Here is a 26,129-nt window from a genome sequence, read left to right as displayed (position 1 = left end):
GCAAAACCCGCATCACCCGGTTCCAGGCCCTGCGCACCGCCGCCTGACCACCCCACCAATTCGCCAACAGAGTCGTAGGACGCCCACTTGGGCCAACTATGCGTCCCACTGTGCCAACTCGGCGCCGGGTGGGGCGGGGTCTACCTCGGGATCGCCGCGACCGCCTCCACCTCGATGAGGATGTGCGGTGCGGCCAGCCCGGCCACCACGATCAGCGAGTGCGCGGGCCAGTCCTTGTCCGGGAACCACTTCTCGAACAGCTCCACCCGCCCGGCGCGCACCGCGGGCAGGTGCTCGGTGCCGGCGACCATGGTGAACATCTTCACCAGGTGTTCCGGGCCGCCGCCGGCCGCGGCGAGCAGCGCGGCCAGGTTCTCGTGCGCCTGCCGGGTCTGGGTTTCCGCGTCCGCGGCCATGGTGCCGTCCAGCCGGGAGCCGATCTGCCCGGCGATGAACAGCAGCTCGTGGTCGGCGGGCGCACTGGCCAGGTGGCTGTACTGGCCCACCGGCGGGCCGATCACCGCGGGCTTCCAACGCTGGATCACAGGTCCTCCAAGGCAACCAGGCCGTCCTGGATGGCGCGGGCCACCAGTGCCGCCTTGGTCGGGGCGGCGCGCCCGACGTTGGCGTACTTGATCCGCACCCGGTCGATGTAGGTGTTGACGGTACGCGCGGAGAGCCCCAGCTTCTGCGCGACCATCTCCTTGGATTCGCAGGTGAACCACTCGATCAGCACATCCTCCTCGCGCGGGGCCAGTCGCGGGCGGCTGCTGCGGGTGTCCGCGCCGATCGCGCCGGCCAGCGCGGGCGGGGTGTAGGGCAGGTTGTTCGCCGCGGCCCGGATGGCGGCGACCAGGTGGGTCTGGCCCTCGGCCTTGGTCAGGTAGGCGAACGCGCCGATGTCCACACAGGACAGTGCGGTCTCCGCGTCGTCGCGCATGGTGTAGACGATCACCTGGCGGCCCGCGTCGACCAGCCGGGTCAGGTCGCCGTAGCCGGGCTGGGCGGTCTGGCCCAGGTGCAGGTCCAGCACCACCACATCGGCCTGGGCGCCAGGGTCGGTCCAGGCCGCGGCCGGGGTCGGCCCGGTCGCCAGCACCTCGATCGGCGGGTCGGCCAGGCTGCACCAGGCCTGCACCCCGGCCACGATCGCGGGGTGGTCGTCCACCACCACCGCGGTGATCAGTTCTGCGCTCGCCACTTGGCTTCCACCCACACCCGATCCGCGTTCACCAGGTTCGTCACCACGACCCCGTCGGCCTGCGCGACCGGAACGGGCTCCGGCGCGTCGGCGACCACACTTACCGTAACGGCGTTAGCCGAACCGACCACGGTCACCCTGGCGGTACTGGCCGCGGCCACCAGCGCCGCCAGCGCCGGTTCGGTCAGCGCCCGCCGCACCGCCAGGTCCAGCGGCGGCCGTGGCCCGCGCACCGCCAGCTGCACGCTCACCCCGCCGCGCTGCGCGCTGTCGATGCAGGCGGCCAGCTCGTGCAGCAGCGGATCGTCCACGTCATCGCCCTCGGCGAACAGCCGCCGCATCCGCGCCGCCTCCACCGCCGCCAGCCGCCGCACCCGCTCGTCCCCGGGATCGGCCCGCCCCGTGGCGAGGTCCACCAGCAGCGGCAACGCGGTGCGGGACAGCGCCGCGTACCGCTCCTCGTGATCACGTTGCAGTTCCCGGGTGATCACCGCCGCGGTCCGCCGGTGCGCCTCGATCCGGGCGGTCCGGGCGGCCCCGGCGGCGATCCGGTGCAGCATCGCGGCGGCGAAGGCGACCGCGAGCTGATACCCGAACACGGTGACCCCCGCGATCAGTAGGCCGACCAGCGCGGCCCGGTCCGCCTGCCCGACCAGGATCAGCTGCCCCACGTTGAGCACCGCGTGCACCAGCAGGAAGGCCAGCACCGCGCCGATCCCCTTGTCCAGCAACAACAGCACGCCGAACCAGCCGAGCAGCATGAAGGACCACTCGGCCCGGCTCACGATCAGCTCCGGCGGCACCCCGGTCAGCGCGAGCAGGGCCGCGCCGAACACCAGCACCAGCAGCGGCCAGCGCCAGCGGCCGGGATCGGCGCGGAGTGCGCAGAAGACCGCGACCGCGAACAGCATGCCGAAGGCGACCAGCTCCAGGGTCAGCGACCGGTAGACCTCCGCGTTCGCGATGATCACCGGCAGCGCCAGCCCGAGCAGCCCGGCGAAGGTGATCAGCACGGTGGCCAGCCGCAACCCCCGCAGGTACACCGCGGCCGTCCCCACCCGCCCGCTCACCGCCACCCCACCACCGTCGAGTTGGCCAAAGTCGTACGCCAAGTTGGCCCAACTGGTCGTACGACTTGGGCCAACTCGACTGTGCGCGGCTGGCGGCTCATCCGGGCCACTCCAACCGCACCGTGGTGCCCTCCCCCGGCGCCGAGCGCACACTCCCCCGCCCGCCGGCCCGGTGCATCCGGGCCACCACCGACCCGGTCAGTCCGCGCCGCTGCGCCGAGGTCTCGCCCACCGCGAACCCGGCCCCCTCGTCCCGCACCTCCACCACCACCCGGGCGGCGTCCCCGGCCACCACCAGGGCGGCCCGGTCCACTCCGGCGTGCCGGTGCACGTTCCGCAACGCCTCCGCCACCCCGCGTTCCAGGGCCGCCGCCACCGCCGCGGTCACCATCGGCTGGTACTCGAACCGCACGTCCACCGCCACTGGCGCCGCCTCCGCCGCGCGCACCAGGACCGCGGCCAGCTGGACCGGTTCCTGGTCGGGTTCGGGGCGGGTGGCCAGCGCGGCGACGTCCCTGGCGGCCTGTTCGGCCAGCCAGGGTTCGGGCCGGTCGGCCACGCCCATGCCGACCATCAGCAGGGTGGCTGCGCCGGTGTCGTGCAGGGTGGCCAGGTACTCGCGGTGTTCCCGGTTCCGGGCCGCCTCGACCTCGGCTGCACGCTCCGCCTCCGCGGCCGCCGCGGTGGCCGTGTCGGCCGCCCGCGCGCCCCGGCACACCAGCACGAACAGCAGCCTGGCCAGTCCGGCCTCGACAAAAAGCCAGAGCCCGTAGGGAATCCCGGTCTCCCAGTCGGCGACCAGCGCGACCCCGCCGGAGTAGGCCACGAACAGCACCAGCACCGCCGCCGCCAGGGCGCCGCGGGCGGGCGGGACCCGCCACTGCCAGCTGACCGCGACCACCGACACCATGACCAGCACCCAGCTGGTCCCGTCGGAGAGCGCGGCCGCCGGCTCGATCTGCCCCTGTGCCAGGCACAACGCGGTCAGCACCGCCAGGTCTGCCGGCAGCACCCAGCGACCCCGCGCCCGCCACAGCACCAGGTTCCACGCGTTGACGACCAGGACGGCGGCGATGGTGGCGGTGAGGTCCTCGGGCGCGGACAGCGGGGCGAGCACCCCGGCGCAGGCCAGCACGACTGTGCGCACAAGCAAGGAGAACCGGAGGGCCGAGCGGCGGAACTCGCGTTCGATCGCCCAGTCCGGGGCCGGACCCGGCCGGTTGCCCTCCATGACTGTGCAGATTAGCCCCTGGGAGCCAGCTGCGAGCGCCGATCGCCGCTGGGAGTGAGGCCGACCTCACCCCGGAAGCTGGCCGCGGCGCCGAACCTGGTGGATGGTGCCGCGTGTGCCTGTTGAGTGGGCACACGCGGCCACCGCCACCGTCTCGTCGTGCGTCCCGCCCGGACCCACGACGTCTCAGCGGCTCTCGGCGAAGAAAACCCCCAGTCGCCTCTTCGCCCCCCCACCCGCTGAGAGCAACCCTAGAACCGTTGTGCCACCTGTGGTGACGGTCGATCGACCCGCACCGGAGGAGTAATCGCACGGCTCCTTTGGGTGAGCACCACGCACAACAGCACCACCACCGCCATGCCCGCGGTGAACACGCCGATCTCCTCCCCCAGCAGCAACGCCGCCCAGCCCAGGCCAAGCACCGGCTGGGCGAGCTGCACCTGACCGACCCTGGCCACCCCGCCGCGGGCGAGTCCGGCGTACCAGGCGAAGAAGCCGAAGAACATCGACACCAGGCTGACGTAGCCGAAGCTCGCCCACGCCTGCCAGCTCACCGCGGCGGGCACGATCGGCAGCGCGGCGACCACGGTGGCCGGCACGGTCAGCGGCAGCGAGACCACCAGGGCCCAGCAGATCGTGCGCGCGCCGCCGAGATCACGGGCCAGCGCGCCGCCCTCGGCGTAACCCAGTCCGCACAACACCACCGCGGCCAGCAGCAACAGGTCCGCGGCCTCGAAGCCGCCGCTGAGGCCGCCCGCGGTGGCCACGAACACCAGCACCGCGAGCAGACCCGCGCCGCTGGCCAGCCAGAACCGTCCGGTCGGCCGCTCCCCCGCGCGCAGCACCGCCCACACCGCGGTGGCGGCGGGCAGCACCGCGATCACCACCGCGCCGTGCGAGGCGGTCTGCACGGTCAGCGCGAGCGAGGTGAACAGCGGGAAGCCGACCACCACACCGAGTCCGACCAGCAGCAACCGCTTGACCTGGGCTCGGTTCAGGCGTTGCCAGCCGGTGATCCACAGGTAGCCGAGGGCCAGCATCCCGGCCACCGCGGCCCGGCCGAAGGCGACGAACCAGGGGTTCAACTCGGCCACCGCGAGCCGGGTCATCGGCAGCGACAGGCTGAAGGCCAGCACCCCCAGCGCACCGAGCAGGAAGCCGCCCGTTATCCGGTTCTTGCCAATAACGTTACTCTTGTCCCTCATGAATGACGATAACGCCGCGCGTCGTGTTATCCAAGAGCTGCGGGCGCACGTCACTGCCGCCGCCCCGGGCGCGCGACTGCCGTCAGTGCGGGATCTCATGGCCAGGCACCACATCTCGCCGGTCACCGCGCAACGGGCGATTCGCCGGCTGGCCAGCGAGGGCCTGGTGGAGGTGCGGCCCGGCAAGGGCAGCTATGTGGCCGCCCGCGTCACCGGCGTTACCGAGGTGGCCGACCTGTCCTGGCAGGCGGTGGCCCTGGGCGAGCGCCGCTCCGGCGAGGACGCGCTGCCCGAACTCCTCGCCATGCCGCGCCCCGAGCTGATCACGCTCACCGCCGGCTACCTCGACGCCGCCCTGCAACCGGTCAACGCGCTCGGCGCCGCCCTGTCCCGGGCGGCCCGGCGACCCTCCGCCTGGGAACGCGGCCCGGTGGAGGGCAGGCTCGAACTACGCGCCTGGTTCGCCCGGCAGGCCGGTGGCGCACTACGTGCCGGGGACATGGTGGTCTGCCCCGGCGGCCAGTCCGGGCTGGGCACCGTGTTGCGCGCGCTGTGCGTGCCCGGCGACACCGTCCTGGTGGAGGCCCCGACCTACCTCGGCGTGATGGCCGCCGCCCGCACCTTCGGCCTGCGCGTGGTCGGCGTGCCGGTCGACGCCGACGGCGTGCGCCCCGACCTCCTCGCGGCCGCGTTCGAGCGCACCGGCGCCCGGGTGTTCTACTGCCAGCCCGCCTACGCCAACCCGCACGGCGCCGTCCTCGCCCCGCACCGCCGCGCCGAGGTGCTCGCCGCCGCCCGCGCCGCCAGAGCGTTCATCCTGGAAGACGACTGGGCCAGAGACCTGGTCCTGGAAGGCGAACACCCGCCGCCCCTGGTCGCCGAGGACCTCCACGGCCACGTGGTGCACCTGCGCTCGCTCACCAAAGCGGGCGCGCCCGGCCTGCGGGTGGCCGCGATCGGCGCCCGCGGCGCGGCGGGCGCGCGGATCCGCAGTGCCCGGGTCGCCGACGACTTCTTCGTCTCCGGCCCGCTGCAGGAGGCCGCGCTGGAGTTCGTCGCCTCCCCCGCCTGGGCCCGGCACCAGCGCACCCTGCGCACCGAACTGCTGGCCCGCCGGGACGCGCTGCTGTCCGCGCTGGCCCGGCACCTGCCCGAACTCACCCTGGCCGTGGTGCCGCGCGGCGGACTGCACCTGTGGGCCCGGCTGCCCGACGGCGTGGACGACCAGGCGCTGACCACCGCGGCCGCGGCGCACGGCGTCGTGGTGTTCCCCGGCCGGCCCTGGTACCCGGCGGAACCGCCGGCCCCGCACCTGCGGCTGACCTTCGGCGCGGCCGCGCCCGAGGTGCTCGGTGAGGGGGTGCGGCGGCTCGCGGCGGCCTACGCGACGCTGCGCTGACCGTTGCGCCGCAACGGAATCCGGGTCAGTCCGCAGCCGTGGCCTGGCTCGGCACGACCGGGTTGCGCGGGCGGCGCTGGATCTCCTCCAGCATCTCGGCGATGGTGTCCGGCACGAACAACTCCACCACCTTCCTGGCCGCGGCCAGGAGATCCTCGCGGGTGGCCATCCCGTCCTGCTGGGCCACACTGTGCTGCATCACGACCTACCCATCCTCCACCGGCCGCCCCGACTTCCCTTGCCGGACAACACATCTACCCGCCAGCCCCCAGTTACCGGCAAGTCATCGCCCGATCGGCCTCATAGGTGCTGCGTCACACCGTTCATGCTGGTACAAGCAACACCAGGATTGGTCCAGTAGCGAAGGGCAGCGGCTGACCGCCCGGTTGGGTGAACGTGGTGCCACCGTCGGCAGCGGGGCGTGACCACCGGCCGGGATAGGACCGCCCGTCCCGCAACACGGTCGCCTCCCCGGACCCGACGGTCTGCGCGACCGGCGATCCGCTGCCCCGGCTGTCGTGGGAACCCGAGTTCCGCACGATCACCTTCTGCACCACCACGGTGCGCGCGGTGACCGCCCCGCCCTCGGCCGCGGCCAGCGGCGCGCCGTCCAGGCCGACCCGCCAGCGCTGGTCTTGGGGGTTGTAGTCGAGGGCGACCACGGCCGCCGGGTACCGCACCACGTGCTGGGTGGTGTCCGTGCCGCCCTCGGGCGCCGGGCCGAACCGGAATCCGATGTCGCGCACCGCGCCCGCGCCAGGGGCGGCGGCGAGCAGCTTCGCCGGATCGGCGTAGGTGTTGTGCGGGGCGCTGCGCCGGGGGTCGCGGGTGTAGGCGCCGGGCGCCTTGTCCGGCGGCAACGGGATCAGCGGGGCGGCGGCAACCCGCTGGGCGACCTCGGCCGCCGCGCCGGAGTAGGCCAGCGCGGGCCGCTGGAAGTGTTGCAGCAGTTCAAGATCGGTCTCCCTGGCACTGCGCACCGGCCCGACCGAGGCGGGCAGCCTGGAACTGAACACCGCGACGAACCGGGTCAGCCCGCCTTCTACCGGTTCGAGGTAGAGCAGGTCGGCCTGGGTGAGCCCGGTCTGCGGCCGGGCCGCGGCCAGGTTGTCGATCTTGACCGCGAGCACCGGTTTCCCGGCCGCCACCGGCAGTCCGGTGAGCGGGGACGGGGCTTCGGTCGCGGCACTGGTAGAGCCGGAGGTGGGGCCGGGCGGTGTGGAGTCCGAGCAGGCCGCCACGGCGAACAGCAGCAGGATCGGGACGGTCAGCCTGCGCATGAAACCTCCCGGAAGGCGGTCTCCCGAGGCTAGCGACTACGGGGGGTGCCAGCGAGCCCACTTTCAGGCTAACTTACAGTCTGACTGATAGATCCGACTGCTTCTGGAGGACCGCGTGTCCGCGAAACTCACCGTTGGCATCCTTGTTTCCCCTGGTTACTTCGTGTGCGACATCATCGGCGTGCACACCGTGTTCGGCATGCAGCCGGACGTGGAGCTGCACCTGCTGTGGAAGGACCGCGAGCCGGTGCTGGGCCTGCCGACCTTCCCGACCGTGCCCACCACCGCCTTCGCCGACTGCCCGGCGGAACTGGACGTGCTGGCCGTCGGCGCGATCAGCGGCGAGGTGCTCACCGACCCGGAGGTGATCGACTTCTTCGGCACCGCGGCGGCCAGGGCCAAGCACGTGATCGCGATCTGCGGCGGCGCCTTCCTGCCCGGCCTGGCCGGTCTGGTCAACGGAAAGCGGGCCACCACGAACTTCCACATCACCGACATGCTGCCGCTGGTGGGCGCGATCCCGGTCGAGGGCGGTCAGGTGGTCCGGGACGGCAACCTGTGGACCGCGGGCCCGGTGACCGGCTCCATCGAGGCCGCGCTGCAGGTGCTGGCCGAACTCCGCGGCGTCGAGGTGGCCCGGCGGACCGAGCTGGACCTGGAGTTCGCGCCGCACCCGCCGTTCGGCACCGGCAGCCCCGCGCTGGCCGGGCCGGAGCTGACCGCGGCGTCGATGCAGGCTTTCGAGCCGATGCGGGATGAGTTGCGGGGCCTGCTCTCGGCGCCGGCGCGCACTGTCTGATCGGGGTGGCTGGTCCCGGCGGATCGCGACCGCCGGGACCGGCCGGGTGGCGATCAGCAGCGCCAACCGGCCGTTCGGTCGGCGGCCGGAGCGGCGGTCAGCAAGCTCTACCAACCGGTCGGTCGGTACACAGCACCGCGATCACCCTCCCAACCAACCGGTCGGTCGACGCACAGAGCAGCGGTCAGCAGTCCCTACCTACCATTCGGTCGGCGAGCGGAACCGCGATCAACGCCCCAACCAACCGTTCGGTCGACAGGCAGATCGGCGGTCGGCAACCGCTACCGACCATTCGGTAGACGCACGGAATGGTGGTCAGCGGCCTAACCGACCGGTCGGTCGATGAACGGATACGACAGCAAGCACCACTACCGACCGGTCGGTAGACAGCCGAAACCGCAACCAACAACCACAACCGGCCGGTCGGGCGGGTGGTCAGGCGATCGTCGGGCGGGCCGGCCGGGTGGTCAGAGCGGCAGTCGCCGCGGCGACGCCGCCAGCGCGATCAGCCCCGCTCGCAACCCGGCCACCTGTTCCGCGCTCAAATGCCCGAACAGCTCTTCATCCAGGCGCACCGCGGCCTCCGCCACCCGCGCGAGCAGCTTCCGCCCGTGCTCGGTGATCTCCAGCCGGGCGGCGTGACCGTGACCGGCCAGCACCCGCTCCACCGCGCCCTGTTCCTCCAGCGCGCGGACCGTGGTGTGCATGCTCTGCGTGGTGACCCCGGCACGCCGGGCCAGGTCCGAATAGGACAGATCAGGGCGGTGCGAGAGGTGTCCGAGCGCGCCGAGGTGGCGCAGGGTGAGGCCCTGGGTGGCGAGTTCCTCGTCGACCCGGCGGCTCAGCAGGCGGCCGACGGTCACCAGCATCAGCGTGGTGGAGTCCGCCACCGTCGGCTGCTCGGCCATGCCCAAGTATGGATCACGGCCACTTGGCGATGACCAGCTGCGGGGCCAGCCGGGTGTGCGGGGCGGGCAGCGCGATGAGTTCGGCGACCACCTCGCGCAGGCTGCCGGAGAAGTCCCAGACCACGCCGCCGGTGGCGCCGGGCTGGTCAGCGAGCAGGCGGACCGCGCGGGCGTCGTCGCGGTCGGCGATGAAGACCGCGTCGGTGTAGTCGCGGTCGGTGAAAGACCCGGCCAGGCCGAGGGTGTGGCCTGCTTCGACCCAGGGCCGGAAGACCCAGCCTGCGTCACGCAGGGCGGCGAGCACGATCAGTTCCGGATCGTCCTCGGCCTGCTCTGGCCTGGTCACAGCTCACCCCGTTTCCAGCTTGCTTGCGGAGCGTACCCCTGCGCTCACCCAGTGAAACTATGGGGGGCGAAGGTCACGGCCAGGTGGAGGTTCATCGCGCACGGCACCCGGCCGTCGGCCAGCACGGTGACGGTGTGGTCGAAACAGCGGCGCAGGGTGGCCAGCGCGGCCGGGTCCAGCGGGTCCAGGTCGTAGATCTCGATCATGCGGGTCCACACCTCGTCCAGGGTGCCGGTGAGGTCGAGGCGGATCGTGCGCCAGTCCACCGGGCCGAACCCGGCCGCGCCGAGCACCTGGTCCAGACCGGCCCTGCTGCGGGTGCGGCGGTCGCCCAGCGCGGGTTGCCTGCGGTCGGCCGGCACCTCGTCCAGCACGGATCGGGTGAGGTCGTTGAACACCTCGTAGGCGGTGCCGGGCACGGCCGCGCCGCCGAGCACCACCGCGAGCAGTCCGCCGGGTTCGAGCACCCTGGCGAGTTCGGCGGCCACCCGGTCGATGTCGGTGAGCTGGCTCAGGGCCAGGTGCGAGACGCAGGCGTCGAAGCTGTCGGCGGGGAACGGCAGCTGGTGCGCACTGGCCAGCGCGAGCGCCGCCCGGGTGAGCGCGGGCCGTTCGCGGGCCAGGGCCAAGGGTTCTTCGGCGAGGTCGATCCCGGCCAGGCGGCGGCGCCGGTCTCGGGCGAGCAGGTCCAGGAGGTGACCGTCCCCGCAGCCCAGGTCCAGGATCCGGCGGCGGCCGGTGACGGTGTCGCAGAGCACCTGGTAGCTGGTCCGGCCGTCGGGCACCCGGCCGGCGTCGACGGTGAGCCGCCCGAGGTGGATCGGACCCAGCGACGCCTCCCGCGCGGCAACCATCATGGCCGGAGAATTTACGCGAGCTGTTTGACCGCGGTCACCAGGCTGCTCAGCGAGTCCTTCGCGTCACCGAAAAGAAGCGTGGTCCGGGGGTTGAACAGCAGCTCGTTCTCGATCCCGGCGAACCCTGGCCGCATCGAGCGTTTGAGGAAGACCACCGAGTCGGCCTTGTCCACGTCCAGGATCGGCATGCCGTAGATCGGGCTGTCCGGCTGGTCGCGGGCGGCCGGATTGACCACGTCGTTGGCGCCGATCACCAGGGCGACGTCGGTGCTGGCCAGCCGCGGGTTGACCTCTTCCATCTCCTTGAGCTGGGCGTAGGGCACATCGGCCTCGGCGAGCAGCACGTTCATGTGGCCCGGCATCCGGCCGGCGACCGGGTGGATGCCGTAGGCGACCTCCACCCCGCGCCCGGCGAGCAGGTCGGCGAGTTCACGCACCACGTGCTGGGCCTGGGCCACGGCCAGGCCGTAGCCGGGGATGACCACCACGGTCCGGGCGTAGCCGAGCATGATCGCGATGTCCTCGGGGGTGCCGGTGCGGACCGTCCTGGACTCGGCGGGTCCGCCGCCGCCGGCCGCGGCCGGGGTGAACGCGCCGAAGAGGATGTTGGTCAGCGAGCGGCCCATGGCCTTGGCCATCATCCGGGTGAGCAGCGTGCCGGAGGCGCCGACCAGGGTGCCGGCCACGATGAGCAGGGTGTTGCCGAGCACGTAGCCGGAGGCGGCCACGGCCAGGCCGGTGAAGGCGTTGAGCAGCGAGATCGCGATCGGCACGTCCGCGCCGCCCACCGGCAGCACGAACAGCACGCCGAGCAGCAAGCCGGCCACGGTCAGCGCGAGCACCAGCGCGGTGGACGCGGTGGGCACCACGGCGATGGCCAAGCCCAGGCACAGCACCGAAACCCCGATCGCGGTGGACCGTCCATAAGGGAGGATCACCGGCCGGGTGGTCATCAGCTCCTGGAGTTTGAGGAAGGTGACCAGGCTGCCGGAGAAGCTGACGCAGCCGACCAGCACGCCGAACACGGTGGCCGCGCGCATGCCCGCATTCCCGGTGGTGGCAAGGAACTCGGTCAGCGCGACCAGTGCCGCCGCCGCGCCGCCGACCCCGTTGAACAGGGCCACCATCTGCGGGATCGCGGTCATCTTCACCGCGCGGGCGGCCGGGATGCCGATGACCACGCCGAGTGCGATGGCGGCCAGGATCCAGCCCACGTTGCCGATCCGGCCGTCGCCGAAGGCGATCGCCACCGCGAACACCATGCCCAGGGCGCCGACCAGGTTGGCCGCGCGGGCGTGCCGGGGGGTGCTCAATCCCTTGAGCGCCAGGATGAAGCACAGCGCGGCGAGCAGGTAGACGAGGTGCACCAGGTCCTGGCTCATCGTCTGCGCTCCTTGCCGCCGAACATGCTCAGCATCCGGTCGGTGGCCACGAAGCCGCCGACCACGTTGACCGTGGCGAAGACCACCGCGAGCAGCGCGAGGACCAGTTTCACGGTGCTCTCCGCCTTGCCCGCCACCAGGATCGCGCCGACCAGGATGACGCCGTGGATGGCGTTCGCGCCGGACATCAGCGGGGTGTGCAGGATGGCGGCCACCTTGGAGACCACCTCGAATCCGACGAAGACCGACAGCACGAAGATGGTCAGCAGACTGATCTCGCCCGTCACGTCGCCTCCCTGGTCCTTGTTACGCAACAACTTCCCAGGATCTCATCGTCGAGGGCGTCGGTGCGCAGCTCGCCGTCGAGGGTCAGGTGCCGGAGGAAGTTGGCCATGTTGCGCGCGTAGAGCGCGCTGGCGTGCGCGGGCATGCCGCTGGGCAGGTTGAGCGCGCCGAGCACGGTCACCTCGCCGTGCCGGATCTCCTGTCCTGCCACGGAAAGTTCGCAGTTGCCGCCGGATTCCGCGGCCAGGTCGACCAGCACCGAGCCCGGGGTCATCCCGGCCACCATGGCCGCGGTGACCAGCACCGGCGCGCGCTTGCCGGGCACGGCCGCGGTGGTGATCACCACATCGGCGGCGGCGATCGCGGTGGTGAGCAGTTCTCGTTGCCGGGCAAGGAAGTCCTCGGACTGGGCCTTGGCGTAGCCGCCCGCGCCGTCCTGGCTGCCGAGGTCGAGTTCGAGGAACCGGGCGCCCAGGCTGCGCACCTCCTCGGCCGCGGCTGCGCGCACGTCGTAGGCGGTGACCACCGCGCCGAGCCGGCGCGCGGTCGCGATCGCCTGCAACCCGGCCACTCCGGCGCCCAGCACCAGGACCTTGGCCGGGGCGATGGTGCCCGCGGCGGTGGTGAACATGGGCAGGAAGCGCGGAAGTCGTTCCGCGGCAAGCAGCACCGCCCGATAGCCGGCCACCAGCGCCTGGGACGACAGGGCGTCCATGCCCTGGGCCCGGCTGATCCGCGGCAGCAGCGCCAGGCTGTAGGCGGTGATCCCCTTGTCCCGCAAGACCTCCACCACGTCCTCGGGTGGCGCGAACAGGCTGACCGTGGTGATCCCGGCCCGGGTGCCGGCCGGATCCGGGGGTTGCACGCCGATCAGCAGATCGGCCGCGCCGAGGTCGTCGGCGATCTGGGCGCCTGCGGCGCGGTAGTCATCGTCGGATGCGCAGGCATGGTGGCCGGCGCCGGACTGCACGAGCACGGTGAGTCCCGCGCCGGTGAGCAGGGGAACCGTCCCTGGCAGACAGGCCACCCTGCGTTCGCCGGCCCGCGACTCCGCGGGTACGCCGACCTTCACGCGGCCAACCGTAACGGACGTACGGTGATCTGGACCACATTGTGCTCTTCACCGTATTGACCCTGAACGCCGCCAGAACCCCCCTGGTCAGCCACTTCCGGCCGTACCGGCGATCACTGAGGGCAACCGGATCCACTCGGACGGCCGTAGCCGATACGGTCGGTTCGTGACCCTTCCTGACCTCTCCGGCACCGTCACGTTGATCACCGGCGCGGCCGGCGGCCTCGGCCACGGACTCGCCCGGCGCTTCGCCGAGGCCGGCGCCGCGGTGGCCGTGCACTACCGCGCCAGCGTCGAGGCCGCGCACACCCTGGTCGCCGAACTCCGCGACCTGGGCGCGCAGGCCCTGGCCCTGCCCGCCGACCTGTTGTCCCCCGATCAGGTTCACCACCTCGTCGAGTCCACTGTGGACCATTTCGGGCGGCTGGACACGCTGGTGAACAACGCGGCCGTGCAACCGGTGCAACCGTTGCCGGAGATGACCTTCGAGCAGTGGCGGGAGGTCGTGGGCACCAACCTGGACGCGGTGTTCCTGACCACCAGCCTCGCGGTGAAACGGATGCGCCCCGGCAGCTCGGTGATCAACATCGCCTCGATCGAGGGCAGCCAGCCCGCGTTCGGGCACGCGCACTACAGCACGGCCAAAGCCGGCCTGCTCATGCAGACCAGGGCCGCCGCGCTGGAGTACGGGCCACTCGGGGTGCGGGTGAACGCGGTCAGTCCCGGCCTGCTGGACCGGGACGGGCTGGCCGAGCAGTGGCCCGACGGCGTGGCACGCTGGCAGCGGGCCGCGCCCCTGGAACGGCTGGGGCGGGCCGAGGACGTGGGCAACGCCTGCGTTTTCCTGGCGTCAGGATTGGCGTCCTGGATTTCCGGGCAGAATCTGGTTGTCGACGGCGGAATGTCCGCTCACCCGAACTGGTAAGGACTCAGGTGCTCACTCCGGAACAGATCATCGCGGAACTCGGATTGCAGCCGTTGCCGGTGGAAGGTGGTTTCTGGGCGCAGACCTGGCGGACCGAGGACGGCACCGGCATCTACTACCTGATGAGCGGCGGCGGTTTCTCCGCGCTGCACCGGCTGAAACACCCGGAGGTGTTCAGCTACCACGCCGGCTCACCCGCGCGGATGTTGTTGCTGCACCCCGGCGGCCGGGTCGAACAACCGGTGCTCGGCCTGGACCTGGCCGCCGGGCAACGGCCGCAGGTGGTGGTGCCCGCCGGGGTGTGGCAGGCCAGCGAGCCGATCGGCGACTGGTCGCTGCTCGGCACATTCATGGCCCCGCCTTACACCGATGAGGTCATCGACTTCCCGGCCGGGGACGAACTGCTCGTCGCCTATCCGGAATTCGCCGGGGAGATCCGGCGGTTGTCGCCTCAGGAGTGAGCCGCCGCCCAGGCCGAGGCGAAGGCGAGCTTGCCGAAGCGGTCGCCGATGCGCTGATGGGTGGCGGCATCCGGGTGCAGGTCGTCCGGCAGCGGCAGTTCGGCGAGATCCGCCTCGCCGTACAGCTCACGGCCGTCCAGGTAGTGCAGGTTCGGGTCCTCGGCGGCGCGTTCGGTGGTGATCCGGGCCAGTTCCTCCCGGACGTTGGTGAGGGTCAGTTTGCCGGGACCGGGTTCGCCGGTGGCCCGGAACTTCAGCTCCCCGCCGCTGAGTTCCGGCAGGCAGGGGCCGGGGGTGTGCTCGTGGATCGGGCACAGGATCGGCGAGACCACCAGCAGCGGCGTGTCCGGGTGACCCTCGCGGATGGTGTCCAGGAACCCGTGCACCGCCGGGCCGAAGGCACGCAACCGCATCACATCGTGGTTGACCAGGTTGATGCCGAGCTTGAGGCTGATCAGCTCCGCCGGGGTGTCCCGGATGGCCCTGGCCACGAACGGGTCCAGCAACGCGCTGCCGCTGAAGCCCAGGTTGATCAGCTCGACCCGGCCGTGCGCCGCGGCCACCCCCGGCCAGGTGGTGCTCGGACTGGCCGCGTCCGAGCCGTGGCTGATCGAACTGCCGTGGTGCAGCCAGGTCCGGCGGGTGCTCGGACTGGGCGTGACCGGGGCGTTTGCGCGCAGCGCGACCAGCTCGGTCCGCTCCCGGTGCGGCAGCCAGATCTCCAGGTCCTTCGGCTCCGGTGACAGGCCGGTGATGTGCACGGTGCCGACCGGGCCGGGGATGAGTTCGGCCGCGCCGGTGGCCATGTCCAGGGTCAGCAAATTGCCGCCGGACGCGCTGACCTGGGCGGCGAGGCTGCCGTTGACCAGCAGGTCGTACACGCCGTCCGGCCGCGACGGCACGCCCTCCCAGGCGAGTTTGGTGCGCAGCACGTCCAGCTCGATCTCGGTGGCCGCGGTGCGGAAGACCAGGCGCACCCCGGAGGGCTGTGCCTCGGCCATGGCCAGCTGACCGTCGGTGTTCTGCGCCCGCGCCCTGGCCGGCAGGCGGTGCGGCAGCAGACCGTGCGCGGTGGGTTCGAGGTCCAGCGCGCCGCGGAGCAGTTCGGCGGTGATCGGGATGGTGACCATGGGCCCCATCCTCTCCCAGCGGCTTGACGGGCCTGGTCAGCGGGCTCGTCGTAGGCTGCGGAAAAGTTTCTGGAGAAAGTTCGGCGGGTCTGTCGATCCGTGGCCCGAGCCGTTCGACCTAGGAGTGAACGGGCCCGAGAGCCGGGCCCGGAGCGACCAGGGAGCACACGACCATGAAGTACATGCTGATCATGCGGGCCACCGACGAGACCATCGCCGCGTACCAGGACATCGACTTCGCCGAGATCATGACCTCGATGGGCAAGTACGGCGACGAGCTGATCCGGGCCGGGGTGCTGGTCGCGATGGAGGGCCTGGACCAGAAGGACAGCGTGGTGGTGGATTACTCCACCGAGCCGCCGGTGGTCACCGACGGGCCCTACGGCGAGACCAAGGAGCTGTTCGGCGGGTTCTGGATCCTCAACGTGGCCTCGCGGGAGGAAGCCGTGGAGTGGGCCCGGCGGGCGCCGATGGCCGGGCCAGGGGCCAAGGTCGAGATCCGGCGGGTGGCCTCGATCGAGGAGTTCCCGCAGGACAACGAGTGGATCCAGAAGGAGCGGGCCTGGCGCGAGGCCGCCGGTCAGCTCTGACCGGGACGACCCGACATGGCTGATCCGACCGGTCGCGAGGCGGTGGCCGCGGTCTGGCGGATCGAGTCGGCGCGGATCGTCGGTGCGCTCGCCCGGAGCACCGGCGATTTCGCGCTGGCCGAGGACCTCGCCCAGGAAGCCCTGGCCGAGGCGCTGGTGACCTGGCCGCGCGAGGGCGTGCCGCGCAACCCGGCGGGCTGGCTGCTCACCGTGGGCAAGCGCCGGGCGATCGACAGCTACCGGCGGCGTTCCGCCCTGGACGAGCGTTACGCCGCGCTCGCGCACGGCCTCGGCGAGGGCGGCGCCTACGCGGGCACCGCGGTCGAGCAGGGCCAGGACGTGCTGTGGGACCCGGACCAGATCGACGACGACGTGCTCGCGCTGATGTTCATCTCCTGCCACCCGGTGCTGTCCAGGGAAGCCAGGGTGACCCTGACCCTGCGCGTGGTCGGCGGTCTGACCAGCGACGAGATCGCCAAGGCGTTCCTGGTGCCGACCGCCACCGTGCAGGCCCGGATCACCAGGGCGAAGAAAACCCTCGCCGCGGCCAGGGTGCCCTTCGAGGTGCCTCCCGCGCAGGAGTGGCCCGCGCGGATCGGGTCGGTGCTCACCGTGGTCTACCTGATCTTCACCGAGGGCTCCTCGGCCAGCTCCGGGGACGACCTGATCCGGTTCGACCTGGCCGGTGAGGCCCAGCGGCTGGCGCGAGTGCTGGCCCGGCTGATGCCGCAGGCGCCCGAGGTGCACGGGCTGCTGGCCCTCCTGGAACTGACCGCGGCCCGCTTCCCCGCACGCACCGGGCCGGACGGCGAGCCGGTGTTGCTGGAACAGCAGAACCGGCGGCGCTGGGACCGGGCCGCGATCCGCCGCGGCCGGGCCGCGCTGGCCCGCGCCGAACAGGCCGGCCGTGGGCTGGGCGCCTACGGGTTGCAGGCCGCGATCGCCGAATGCCACGCCGTGGCCGACTCGGTGGCGGCCACCGACTGGGAACGGATCGTGCTGCTCTACGAGGCACTCGGGCAGCTCGCGCCCTCCCCCGTGGTCGACCTCAACCGGGCCGCCGCGGTGGCCATGGCCCAGGGACCGGCGGCCGCACTGTCCATAGTGGACGACCTGGTCGCCGGTCAGGCCCTCGCTCACTCGCACCTGCTGCCGAGCGTGCGCGGGGAACTGCTCAGCCGGCTGGGGCGGACCGCCGAGGCCCGCGAGGAACTCCAGCGGGCGGTCGGGTTGTGTGGCAACGAACGGGAACGGGCAGTGCTGGCAGGCAAACTCGCCGCACTCGACTGAACCGGATTATCCGGTCGCCGATTCCCCGCCCGAATGACAGGCTGCCGGTATGGACCGGAGTTTTGACGACCTGGTGACCGAGGCGGCCGAAGTCTCGGTGGACGGCTGGGATTTCTCCTGGCTCGACGGCCGGGCCAGCGAAGAGCGCCCGTCCTGGGGCTATCAGCGGGCCATGGGCGAGCGGATGGCGGCCGCGCGCACGGCCCTGGACATCCAGACCGGCGGCGGCGAGGTACTGGCCGGGGTGCCGCGACTCGCCGAACAGACCTATGCCACCGAATCCTGGGAACCCAACCTGGCCAAGGCCAGGGAACTGCTCGCACCCCGCGGCGCGCGGGTGCTCCTGGATGCCGACGAACCGCCACTCCCGTTCGCGGACAACACCTTCGACCTGGTGGTCAGCCGGCATCCGGTGACCACCTGGTGGGCGGAGATCGCCAGGGTGCTGGCGCCCGGCGGGACCTATTTCTCCCAGCAGGTCGGACCGGCCAGCGTGTTCGAGCTGGTGGAGTACTTCCTCGGCCCGCAACCGGAATCGGTGCGCAACGGCCGGAACCCGGAGGACGCCAAGGCCGCGGCGGAGGCCGTCGGACTGGAGGTGCGGGAACTGCGACTGGAAAAACTGCGCACCGAATTCCACGACATCGGCGCGGTGATCTACTTCCTGCGCAAGGTGATCTGGATGGTGCCCGGGTTCACCGTGACCGATTACCTGCCGACCCTGCGGCGGCTGCACGAGCGGATCCGGGCGCAGGGCCCGTTCCTGGCGCACACCACCCGATTCCTGATCGAGGCGGCCAAGCCGGTCAGGTGAGCCAGCCTCGCCGTTGCGCGTGACAACCCAGCTGGAACCGGGTGGTGCAGCCCGCCCGGTCCATCAGGGTGCGGATCCGGCGCAACACCGTGCGCGGGCTGATGCCCAGCTGACGGGCGATCGACTCGTCCGTGCAGCCCGACCGCATCAGCGACAGCAGGGCCCGCGCCTGAGCGTCCAGCAGGTCCTCGGTCAGCTCCGCCGGACGCGGTGCCTGGCTCGTCTGCAACATCATCTCAGGGCCTCCTCACACCACGGACACAACCGCCCAAATGGTCTATACCAGGGACCGGTCGGGCGTCACCACGTCCTGTGGTGGGGATCTGGCGATCCCGCACAGACCATGCGCCGCAGCTCAGCCCCGGTTCGAACCGCCAGTCTGGCACCAGGTCGACAAGATCGGCAGCGACCGACTTACGGAGAGTTGCGATCTTGCCGGGCACACTTCGTGGTCCATTCGGGCATCAACACGAGTGGATTTGTGAGGTATCGGTAAGCGCTTACCCGTCCGCGCGGGCGGAAACCGGGCAAGAGGCCGCCTCGGGCGGGCCGGATGCGCCGGGTGACCGAGGCCGGGTGGTCTACGACCGGCAGCGGGGGCGCACCACGTTTGTCCACTGTGTACCGGGGTGCCCGGATGAGAAAACGTTGTCTCGAACGGGCGTGAAACGGGCATGGTTCACCCGGCGAGCGGGCATGCGGGTGCGCCGGATTGGTGCGAGTGCGGGGGCATCAGGGGTTGTTCAGCCGCACCGGTTGCCTGACTTTTACTGTGCTTGACATCAAAAACCCTTTTGCCCAGCGTGGCCGCGCGGGCGTTGTTGTCCGCTGTAGCGGGCAATCAGCTCACGATGTCCGCCGGGGTCTGGCCGGCGGCGTAGCGGCGCACGTTGTCCAGTGCCGCGGCGGCGATGCGCAGCATGGACTCCCGGGTGACCCCGCCGGCGTGCGGGGACAGCACCACGTTGGGCGCGCGCAGCAGCGGCAGATCGGCGGGTGGGGGTTCGGGGTCGAAGACGTCCAGGCCCGCGCCGCCCAGCCGGCCCGCGGTGAGCGCGGCGGCCAGCGCGTCCTGGTCGACCAGGGCGCCGCGGGAGGTGTTGATCAGGATGGCGGTGGGTTTCAGCAGCGCCAGCCGCTCGGCGTTGATCAGGTGGTGGGTGGCCGCGGTGAGCGGCAGGTGCAGGGAGACGTAGTCGGATTCGGCGAGCAGCTCGTCCAGGGGGCGCTCGGTGATGTCGTAGCGGGCGGCCAGTGCAGGGTCCAGCGGACGGCGGGTGGCGCACCGCAGCCGCAGGTCGAATGCCTTGGCGCGCTTGGCGAGTTCGCGGCCGATGGCGCCGAAACCGACGATGCCCAGGGTCTTGCCGAAGAGTTCGGTGATGCTGAACTGGAGCCGGGGCAGCGCCCAGTCGCCCTGGACCAGGGCGTTGTGGCCGGGGATGAGTTGTTTGGCCAGCGCGAGCATCAGGCACAGCGCCTGTTCGGCCACGTCCTGGGCCTCGGCGTCGCTGGACCCGATGGTGCACACGGTGATGCCGCGGGCGCGGGCGGCGGCCAGGTCGACGTGGTCGAAGCCGTGACTGGAGACCTGGAGGAACCGGGCGTTGTCCGCCTGGGCCAGGTGCTCGGCGGTGACCGGGGCGAGCGCGCTGAGGATGATCTCCGCCTCGCGCAGCGCGACCGGGTCGGCCCCGGTCTCCTCCACCGCGGTCAGCTCGAAGCCCTCGCCCAGCGCGGCGCCGATCATGCCGCTCAGTTTCACCCCGCCGACGTGCGGGGACAGCACGGCGAGGACCTTCATCGGGTGACCTCCGCGAGCGCGTCCCGGCCGAGTTCGCCGGGGGTGCGGTGGCCGGCGAGGCCGAGGGTGAGTTCGGTGTCGGCCAGGATGGAGCGCAGCACGTGCCGCACACCCGCCTCGCCGCTGTGCGCGAGCCCGTACACCCACGGCCGCCCCAGCAGCACCGCCTTGGCGCCCAGCGCGATGGCCTTGAGCACGTCGGCGCCGGTGCGTACGCCCGAGTCGAACAGCACGTCCAGGCGATCCCCGACGGCCTCGGCGATGCCGGGCAGCGCGTCCAGGGAGGCGATCGCGCCGTCCACCTGGCGACCGCCGTGGTTGGACACCACGATGCCCTCGATCCCGGCGTCGGCGGCCCGGCGCGCGTCGTCGACGTGCTGGATGCCCTTGAGCACGATCGGCCCGTCCCAGTGCGCGCGCAGGAAGGCGAGCCGGTCCCAGCTCTTGTCCTGCCCGGTGAACAGCCCGATCCAGCGCAGGATCGCCATCTGCGGGTCGTCCTCCGGCGATTTCGCCAGCCCAGCGCGGAAAGCCGGGTCGGAGAACGGGATCGCGGTGCCCACGCCACGCAGGAACGGCAGGTAGGACTGGTCCAGGTCGGTCGGCCGCCAGGCCAGGGTCCAGGTGTCCAGGGTGACCACCAGGGCGGTGTACCCGGCGGCCTTGGCCCGGCGCAGCAGGCTGGCACACACCTCGTCGTCGTTGGGCCAGTACAGCTGATACCAGCGCGGCCCCTCGCCACTGGCCGCCGCGACGTCCTCGATGGTGGTGGAGGAGGCGGTGGACAGGATCATCGGCAGGCCCAGCGCGGCGGCGGCGCGAGCGGTGGCCGATTCCGCCTCGGGGTGCACGATCGCCTGCACGCCAATGGGTGCGAGCAGGATCGGCGCCGGGAGCTGCTGGCCGAGCACAGTGGTGGTGAGGTCGCGGTCGGTGGCGTCGCGCAGCATCCGGGGCACCAGGCGCCAGCGGTCGAATGCCTCCCGGTTGGCCCGCACGGTGGCCCCGGAACCGGCGCCGCCCGCGACGTAGCCGAACGGGCCCGGGTCCAGGAGGCCCTTGGCCATGGTTTCCAGGGTGGTGGGGTCGGTGCTCATCGGCGGCCGGACATCACCGAGGCCCTGGAGGTAAATCTCGTTCTGGTACTGCCCGTACTGAGCTGACATTTCGTCTCCCATCATCAGTCGAGGCTATCGGCCGAAATAGTCAGCACTCTGAAAAATCGACCCGGAACGCCTATCCATCAGCTCTGACGCAACCAGCGATCAACGGTGGATTCAATGTCATTCAAGAGTGATTGCCAGCTGACAAGCCGCGTGACCGCACCATTCGGATCTAGCCGCTCCAGCAATTGTCGCCGATGATTGGAGAATCTATCCACGACCGTCTTCCTGCGACGACCAGTAGCATCTGCAGCCCGAACCAGGCATTCACTCAGAATCTTCTTGGGATCCGCCTTCGATTCAACCTCATGTATTTTTGGCAAACCGAGGTCCATTCGACCACGCGGATTCCCAGCAACCTGCCGAATGGCGAACTCATCGAGCAGCAGCCAGGCTTCTGTCATCTTGACCGGGATCACCGGCACGACATCCGAACTAATTCCGGCCGCATCAGCACCGCGGACAATTTCTTCGCGCCGCTTCTCCGGATCCACGTTATCTGAGTCTCGGTGAACAACAACGATATCAGGTTCCTTGCCAACAAGCTGCACACCCGCAACCAGTTTGGATCGGATATCCTTTTCCACTTTGCCAGCCAGTAGCAAATAGTCAGGACTACTGAGATGAAGAGAGATGCCCCTGGCAAAGAAGAGCGACTCGACGATACCAGCAAGCGGAAGATCCGAGGTTCCCTCTGCCACGAACAGGCCCGAATACGATCGCTGGCTCATACGACAAGATCCCAAGGAAGGCGGAGCTGCGCTCCAGCAGGTGCGACAAGATAGGCCACAACGTCAGCCTCCGAGAAAGACGGTTCTCCGTCGACCGCCCGCCAAGAATCCTTGAAAGGAACCAGCGAGAGCGCCCGCGTAACTACCCCTTCCGCTGTTCGATATGGTCGCGCCTCCGCCAGCAGAAGATCTTGAGGACTGCACAGCTGAACAACACCAGGCGCATGAGTATTAACAATCACCTGCCTAAACGTGTTGCTCTCATCTGGCGATTCGGTAACGTCGACCGCCAAGTCCTCCACCAGCTTGAGGATTGCCGGAAGGTTCGCCGGATGAATTCCGTTTTCCGGCTCCTCCATGCAAATCAATCCTCTGAAGGTGGGGTCCTCAAGCAGCACACAGAGAGCAAGGAAACGCAAGGTTCCTTCCGACAGCGCCCGAGCTGGGAGACGAAGATTGCCCTTTTCCTGCAAGAACAGGGTAAAAACCTCGCGAACCTGGTCCGGCTCCACGGAGATACTCTCAGCACCGATACCAGCCAGGTCAGAAAGCCGCCCGGCCACCCTTGCGTAAACCGCATCGGAGTCGGGCGCCTCCATTCCTGGCCCCGCTTCGTTCGCAATTCTGTAGAGTGTCGACGCGAGATGCTGGCCACTGGGACTCAGAATACGAGGATCCACGAACCCGTCGGGGGCCCGAAGCGCGGAAGGCTCCAGCGCGAGCCTGCGCCAACTCTGCATTTCCCGACGCGCCGCCAGAATGGTGGGATAGTCGTTGGTGGTCACCGTGCTGAGCACAGTTCTGCCAGCCCGGGAAACCGCCCGCGGCTGTGGCTTTCCGAAGCTCCCGCCGTCCCCATGAACATTGATTACCGTGCCACCCGCACGGTTCTCGGTCGACAGATACGCGCCACCGCTTCGCTTCCCCAACACAACGGCGTTGCGAAAATTCTTCACACTGTGCGGAAAACGAAGGTGCCGAGCGGCGTCACCTCGATTAATATGCCGCAACTCTTCCCGAAGCAAGGTCAGTCTACCTACACTACCTTCCCCCTCCGGAGCCGAGTACCCCAGTGACAGCTCGTAACGCAGGAACGTGGTCGTCGCCTTGGCAAATGCGCCAAGATCGTCCTCCACCTCGGCAGGCACGATCATCTCGACGGCCAAGTCTATTTGCCGCTGATGCTCACGATACCCATCCCAGAACAAGTCCCTCGGATCGCCGCCACGAAGTCCGGATGCGCCCCGCACGCGCTGAGACGCTTCAACCAGGCTGTCATTCGCAAGATAGGACAGGAACTCGATCGCATCGAAAACGTTCGACTTGCCTATACCATTCGCGCCCGCGATACAGGTGAAAGGGCCAAGATCCACGTTAACATCCAGCAGGTTCTTGAACCCACGAACCTCCAGCCTGGTCAACATGGGAACAGCCTACGGTGCCCGTACTGAGCTGGCATGGCCCATCCCTTCTCAGGAACACAGTCCTTCTCAGGCACGCAGGTAGGCGAGCACGGCCTGCACCCGCCGGTGGCCGGCCCCGTCCGTGCTGGGCAGGTCGAGTTTGGTGAAGATGTTGCCGATGTGCTTGTGCACCGCGCCCGCGCTGATCACCAGCATCTCGCCGATGGTGGTGTTGGAGTGGCCCTCGGCCATCAGCGCCAGGACTTCGCGTTCGCGGGCGGTCAGGGTGCGGATCGGGTCGTCGGCGCGGCGGCGGACCAGCAGCTGGGCGACCACCTCGGGGTCCAGCGCGGTGCCGCCGGCGGCGACCCGGTTGAGCGCGTCCAGGAAGTCGGCGACCTTGCCGACCCGTTCCTTGAGCAGGTAGCCGATCCCGCCGCCGGGGCTGGCCAGCAACTCCCCCGCGTAGCTGTCCTCGACGTAGGCCGAGAGCACCAGCACAGCGAGCCCGGGATGTCTGCGCCGGGCCTCCACCGCGGCGCGCAGGCCCTCGTCGGTGAAGGTCGGCGGCAACCGGACGTCGACCACGGCCACATCCGGCGACTCGGCCGCGATCGCGGCGAGCAGCGCGTCCGGGTGCTCCACCGCGGTGACCACGTCCATACCCTCGCTGCGCAGCAACAGGGACAGGCCCTCGCGCAGCAGGGCGTCGTCCTCGGCGATCACGATCCGCACGGGGGGTCCTCTCAGGTTCCGGTGGGCAGGCGGACGTCCAGGACGGTGGGGCCGCCCTCGGGACTGGACAGGGTGGTCCGGCCGTCGAAGGCCGCGACCCGGCGACGGATCCCGGTCAGCCCGGTGCCATTGGCCTCCTCGGCGCCGCCGTGGCCGTCGTCGCGGACCTCGACCACCAGGTGATCTCCTTGCACCGCAAGGGAAACCTGGGCGGACTCGGCACCGCTGTGCTTGGCCACGTTGGTCAGCGCCTCGGCGATGACGAAGTAGGCGGCCGCCTCCACCGCGGCGGGCAGCCTGCGCAGACCGGTCACGGTGAGCGTGCACGGGATGGGGCAGCGGGCGACCACCGCGTCCACCGCGCCGTCCAGGCCGCGGTCGGCCAGCACCGGCGGGTAGATGCTGCGCACCACCTCGCGCAGTTCGGTGAGCGCGTCGGTGGCCGCGTTCTGCGCGGTGAGCACCGAGGACAGCGCCACCGCCGGGTCCCGGCGCAGCGCGCGTTCCACGATGCCCAGGTGCATCACCACCGCGACCAGGCGGTTCTGCGTGCCGTCGTGCAGATCGCGTTCGATCCGGCGCAACTCGGCGCCGTGCGCCTCCAGCGCGGCGGCCCTGGTCGCGGTCAGCTCGGCGACCCGCTGCACCAGGCTGGCCCGGCCGGGCGCGAGCAGGTTCGGCGCCCAGCGCGCCTCCCAGTCGGCCGCCCTGGGCACCAGGAACCAGGCCAGCGCCGCGGCGAGCAGTCCGGTGCCCGCGCACAACGCGGCGGTCGGCCAGGAGTCCACGTGCACCCCGTAGGAGCCGTCCACGCCGCCGGGCACCGCCCACCAGATCAGCGGCACGACCACCAGGTTCTGCGGCACCGAGGCCGGCAGGCCGAAGCCGATCAGGCCCAGCAGCATGCCCGCGGGCAGGTGCACCGCCTGCCACAGCAGGTCCCGGCGGGTCGCCGGATCGGTGATCACCGTGATGATCTGCTGGACCCGCGGTCCGGACAGCTCGGCGTAGTGGACCGGGATCGGCGTGCCGGTGCGCGCGGCGATCCGGCGGCGATCCACCGCCACCACCCAGCGCTGCGCCCGCGCGGCGTAGGGCAGCAGCGGCAGGGTGACCACGAGCAGCGCGCAGATCAGCAGTCCGCACAGGACGATGATCCCGGCCAGCGCGGTGGCGAACCCGAGCGAGAGGCCGAGCACCGCTCGCCCGAATCGCAGCAGCGCCGCCCGCATCTCGCCTCCCATGGTGGAGCCTGCCCCACCCTCGATCCGGCACTCCGCGGGATGTCGCGGCGCACCCGGGCAAACCTACCGTCGTGGTCATGACAGCAGTACGACTGGACTCGGTCACCAAGGTGTACGGCAACGGTGACAGCTCGACCACCGCGCTGGACCGGGTGAGCCGGTCCATCCCACGTGGACGGTTCACCGCCGTGATGGGACCGTCCGGTTCGGGCAAAAGCACCTTCCTGCAGTGCGCGGCCGGACTCGACCGGCCAACCTCCGGTTCGGTGCGTCTGGGCGAGACCGAACTGACCGGTCTCAAGGAGACGAAGCTGACCGAGCTGCGCCGGGAGCGGATCGGATTCGTCTTCCAGGGCTACAACCTGTTGCCCGCGCTCAGCGTCACCGACAACATCACCCTGCCGCTGCGGTTCGCCGGGCGCGCCGCGGACCGGGCCTGGCTGGCCGAGATCACCCGCCGGGTCGGCCTGGACGGCCTGCTGCACCGGCGGCCGAACCAGCTCTCCGGCGGTCAGCAGCAGCGGGTGGCGATCGCCCGCGCGCTGGTCACCCGGCCCGAGGTGGTCTTCGCCGACGAGCCCACCGGCGCACTGGACTCGCGCACCGGCGCCCAGGTGCTGGCCCTGCTCCGCCAACTGGTGGACGAACTGGGCCAGACCGTGGTGATGGTCACCCACGACCCGGTGGCCGCCGCGCACGCGCACAGCGTGCTGTTCCTGGCCGACGGCCGGTTCGTGGACGAACTGCTCGCGCCGACGCCGGACCAGGTCGCCGCCCGGATGACCCACCTCGGGGAGTGGTGAG

The 26,129-nt window shown here is 70.7% G+C and carries 29 protein-coding genes; 8 read left to right on the top strand and 21 right to left on the bottom strand.

The features are described from left to right. Positions 1–140 precede the first annotated feature (140 nt). The 5 genes from MZC64_RS34065 to MZC64_RS34045 all read right to left on the bottom strand — a co-directional run bounded on the left by MZC64_RS34065 (position 141) and on the right by MZC64_RS34045 (position 4,707). Positions 141–545, bottom strand: coding sequence for a RidA family protein (locus tag MZC64_RS34065; RefSeq protein ID WP_247763670.1), 405 nt, complete (start codon positions 543–545; stop codon positions 141–143). Further along, positions 542–1,201, bottom strand: a complete 660-nt coding sequence (locus MZC64_RS34060) for a response regulator transcription factor (RefSeq protein WP_247763669.1) — start codon at positions 1,199–1,201, stop codon at positions 542–544. Before MZC64_RS34060 ends, MZC64_RS34065 begins: the two co-directional genes overlap by 4 nt. Further along, on the bottom strand, positions 1,183–2,271 hold the full coding sequence (locus MZC64_RS34055; RefSeq protein ID WP_247763668.1) for a hypothetical protein: 1,089 nt from the start codon (positions 2,269–2,271) through the stop codon (positions 1,183–1,185). Before MZC64_RS34055 ends, MZC64_RS34060 begins: the two co-directional genes overlap by 19 nt. Positions 2,272–2,368: 97 nt before the next feature. After that, complete coding sequence (locus MZC64_RS48240) at positions 2,369–3,502, bottom strand: ATP-binding protein (protein WP_282106283.1); 1,134 nt, start codon at positions 3,500–3,502, stop codon at positions 2,369–2,371. Positions 3,503–3,753: 251 nt separating this feature from the next. Further along, on the bottom strand, positions 3,754–4,707 hold the full coding sequence (locus tag MZC64_RS34045; RefSeq protein WP_247763667.1) for a DMT family transporter: 954 nt from the start codon (positions 4,705–4,707) through the stop codon (positions 3,754–3,756). Here MZC64_RS34045 and MZC64_RS34040 point away from each other — a divergent pair. Further along, positions 4,706–6,106: a PLP-dependent aminotransferase family protein gene (locus MZC64_RS34040; RefSeq protein WP_247763666.1), complete on the top strand. Its 1,401-nt coding sequence runs from the start codon at positions 4,706–4,708 to the stop codon at positions 6,104–6,106. The two genes, MZC64_RS34045 and MZC64_RS34040, sit on opposite strands and share 2 nt — an antisense overlap. A gap of 25 nt (positions 6,107–6,131) precedes the next feature. Here MZC64_RS34040 and MZC64_RS34035 read toward each other — a convergent pair whose 3' ends face one another. Beyond that, positions 6,132–6,308, bottom strand: coding sequence for a hypothetical protein (locus MZC64_RS34035; protein ID WP_247763665.1), 177 nt, complete (start codon positions 6,306–6,308; stop codon positions 6,132–6,134). Between the two features lie 121 nt (positions 6,309–6,429). Continuing rightward, positions 6,430–7,386 carry a DUF3048 domain-containing protein gene (locus MZC64_RS34030; protein WP_247763664.1) on the bottom strand — a complete coding sequence of 319 codons (957 nt, stop codon included), beginning with the start codon at positions 7,384–7,386 and terminating at the stop codon, positions 6,430–6,432. A 115-nt stretch (positions 7,387–7,501) separates the two neighbouring features. On the opposite strand from MZC64_RS34030, the gene MZC64_RS34025 reads away from it, so the two are divergent. After that, complete coding sequence (locus tag MZC64_RS34025) at positions 7,502–8,185, top strand: DJ-1/PfpI family protein (RefSeq protein ID WP_247763663.1); 684 nt, start codon at positions 7,502–7,504, stop codon at positions 8,183–8,185. A 467-nt stretch (positions 8,186–8,652) separates the two neighbouring features. Here MZC64_RS34025 and MZC64_RS34020 read toward each other — a convergent pair whose 3' ends face one another. From MZC64_RS34020 to MZC64_RS33995, 6 genes are read right to left on the bottom strand one after another with little or no spacing between them, the layout of a single operon-like run. Further along, on the bottom strand, positions 8,653–9,093 hold the full coding sequence (locus MZC64_RS34020) for a MarR family winged helix-turn-helix transcriptional regulator (protein ID WP_247763662.1): 441 nt from the start codon (positions 9,091–9,093) through the stop codon (positions 8,653–8,655). A 13-nt stretch (positions 9,094–9,106) separates the two neighbouring features. Continuing rightward, complete coding sequence (locus tag MZC64_RS34015) at positions 9,107–9,439, bottom strand: hypothetical protein (RefSeq protein ID WP_247763661.1); 333 nt, start codon at positions 9,437–9,439, stop codon at positions 9,107–9,109. A gap of 44 nt (positions 9,440–9,483) precedes the next feature. Next, positions 9,484–10,296: a class I SAM-dependent methyltransferase gene (locus MZC64_RS34010; protein WP_247763660.1), complete on the bottom strand. Its 813-nt coding sequence runs from the start codon at positions 10,294–10,296 to the stop codon at positions 9,484–9,486. Between the two features lie 11 nt (positions 10,297–10,307). Further along, positions 10,308–11,678, bottom strand: a complete 1,371-nt coding sequence (locus tag MZC64_RS34005; RefSeq protein WP_247763659.1) for an NAD(P)(+) transhydrogenase (Re/Si-specific) subunit beta — start codon at positions 11,676–11,678, stop codon at positions 10,308–10,310. Next, positions 11,675–11,965 carry an NAD(P) transhydrogenase subunit alpha gene (locus MZC64_RS34000; protein ID WP_247763658.1) on the bottom strand — a complete coding sequence of 97 codons (291 nt, stop codon included), beginning with the start codon at positions 11,963–11,965 and terminating at the stop codon, positions 11,675–11,677. The genes MZC64_RS34005 and MZC64_RS34000 overlap by 4 nt, the downstream gene beginning before the upstream one ends. Beyond that, positions 11,962–13,035: an NAD(P) transhydrogenase subunit alpha gene (locus MZC64_RS33995; RefSeq protein ID WP_247763657.1), complete on the bottom strand. Its 1,074-nt coding sequence runs from the start codon at positions 13,033–13,035 to the stop codon at positions 11,962–11,964. The genes MZC64_RS34000 and MZC64_RS33995 overlap by 4 nt, the downstream gene beginning before the upstream one ends. 166 nt (positions 13,036–13,201) lie before the next feature. Here MZC64_RS33995 and MZC64_RS33990 point away from each other — a divergent pair, with 166 nt between their 5' ends. Next, on the top strand, positions 13,202–13,960 hold the full coding sequence (locus MZC64_RS33990) for an SDR family oxidoreductase (protein WP_247763656.1): 759 nt from the start codon (positions 13,202–13,204) through the stop codon (positions 13,958–13,960). Positions 13,961–13,968: 8 nt separating this feature from the next. Then, positions 13,969–14,421 (top strand): cupin domain-containing protein, encoded by a 453-nt coding sequence (locus MZC64_RS33985; RefSeq protein ID WP_247763655.1) that lies wholly within the window; start codon positions 13,969–13,971, stop codon positions 14,419–14,421. Here the strand turns inward: MZC64_RS33985 and MZC64_RS33980 are convergent. Continuing rightward, positions 14,412–15,551 carry a GDSL-type esterase/lipase family protein gene (locus MZC64_RS33980; protein WP_247763654.1) on the bottom strand — a complete coding sequence of 380 codons (1,140 nt, stop codon included), beginning with the start codon at positions 15,549–15,551 and terminating at the stop codon, positions 14,412–14,414. The two genes, MZC64_RS33985 and MZC64_RS33980, sit on opposite strands and share 10 nt — an antisense overlap. A gap of 173 nt (positions 15,552–15,724) precedes the next feature. Here MZC64_RS33980 and MZC64_RS33975 point away from each other — a divergent pair, with 173 nt between their 5' ends. Genes MZC64_RS33975 through MZC64_RS33965 form a run of 3 tightly spaced genes read left to right on the top strand, consistent with a single transcriptional unit; the run spans position 15,725 to position 18,245 of the window. After that, complete coding sequence (locus MZC64_RS33975) at positions 15,725–16,141, top strand: YciI family protein (RefSeq protein ID WP_247763653.1); 417 nt, start codon at positions 15,725–15,727, stop codon at positions 16,139–16,141. Between the two features lie 15 nt (positions 16,142–16,156). Beyond that, the gene (locus MZC64_RS33970; protein WP_247763652.1) at positions 16,157–17,431 is read left to right on the top strand and encodes an RNA polymerase sigma factor; all 1,275 of its coding nucleotides are present in this window, start codon (positions 16,157–16,159) and stop codon (positions 17,429–17,431) included. A gap of 49 nt (positions 17,432–17,480) precedes the next feature. Then, positions 17,481–18,245: a class I SAM-dependent methyltransferase gene (locus MZC64_RS33965; protein WP_247763651.1), complete on the top strand. Its 765-nt coding sequence runs from the start codon at positions 17,481–17,483 to the stop codon at positions 18,243–18,245. Here the strand turns inward: MZC64_RS33965 and MZC64_RS33960 are convergent. From MZC64_RS33960 to MZC64_RS33930, 7 genes are all read right to left on the bottom strand, one after another. Beyond that, the gene (locus MZC64_RS33960) at positions 18,238–18,480 is read right to left on the bottom strand and encodes a response regulator transcription factor (protein WP_247763650.1); all 243 of its coding nucleotides are present in this window, start codon (positions 18,478–18,480) and stop codon (positions 18,238–18,240) included. The two genes, MZC64_RS33965 and MZC64_RS33960, sit on opposite strands and share 8 nt — an antisense overlap. 606 nt (positions 18,481–19,086) lie before the next feature. Beyond that, a complete protein-coding gene (locus MZC64_RS33955) occupies positions 19,087–20,049 on the bottom strand; it encodes a 2-hydroxyacid dehydrogenase (protein WP_247763649.1) in 963 nt (320 codons plus the stop codon). Beyond that, positions 20,046–21,215, bottom strand: a complete 1,170-nt coding sequence (locus MZC64_RS33950) for a lactate 2-monooxygenase (RefSeq protein ID WP_247763682.1) — start codon at positions 21,213–21,215, stop codon at positions 20,046–20,048. The genes MZC64_RS33955 and MZC64_RS33950 overlap by 4 nt, the downstream gene beginning before the upstream one ends. 77 nt (positions 21,216–21,292) lie before the next feature. Then, a complete protein-coding gene (locus MZC64_RS33945; protein ID WP_247763648.1) occupies positions 21,293–21,943 on the bottom strand; it encodes a DUF4276 family protein in 651 nt (216 codons plus the stop codon). Beyond that, on the bottom strand, positions 21,940–23,367 hold the full coding sequence (locus tag MZC64_RS33940; protein WP_247763647.1) for an AAA family ATPase: 1,428 nt from the start codon (positions 23,365–23,367) through the stop codon (positions 21,940–21,942). Before MZC64_RS33940 ends, MZC64_RS33945 begins: the two co-directional genes overlap by 4 nt. A gap of 66 nt (positions 23,368–23,433) precedes the next feature. Further along, positions 23,434–24,081, bottom strand: a complete 648-nt coding sequence (locus tag MZC64_RS33935; RefSeq protein WP_247763646.1) for a response regulator transcription factor — start codon at positions 24,079–24,081, stop codon at positions 23,434–23,436. An 11-nt stretch (positions 24,082–24,092) separates the two neighbouring features. After that, the gene (locus MZC64_RS33930; protein WP_247763645.1) at positions 24,093–25,325 is read right to left on the bottom strand and encodes a sensor histidine kinase; all 1,233 of its coding nucleotides are present in this window, start codon (positions 25,323–25,325) and stop codon (positions 24,093–24,095) included. 77 nt (positions 25,326–25,402) lie between these two features. Between MZC64_RS33930 and MZC64_RS33925 the strand changes: the two genes are divergently transcribed. Next, positions 25,403–26,128 carry an ABC transporter ATP-binding protein gene (locus MZC64_RS33925; RefSeq protein ID WP_247763644.1) on the top strand — a complete coding sequence of 242 codons (726 nt, stop codon included), beginning with the start codon at positions 25,403–25,405 and terminating at the stop codon, positions 26,126–26,128. The last annotated feature ends 1 nt before the right edge of the window (position 26,129 follow it).

The sequence above is a fragment of the Crossiella sp. S99.2 genome (assembly GCF_023094165.1).
Lineage (GTDB): Bacteria > Actinomycetota > Actinomycetes > Mycobacteriales > Pseudonocardiaceae > Crossiella.
The sequence above is the reverse complement of the archived record's forward strand: the minus strand, read 5'-3'. Positions and strand labels throughout refer to the sequence as shown.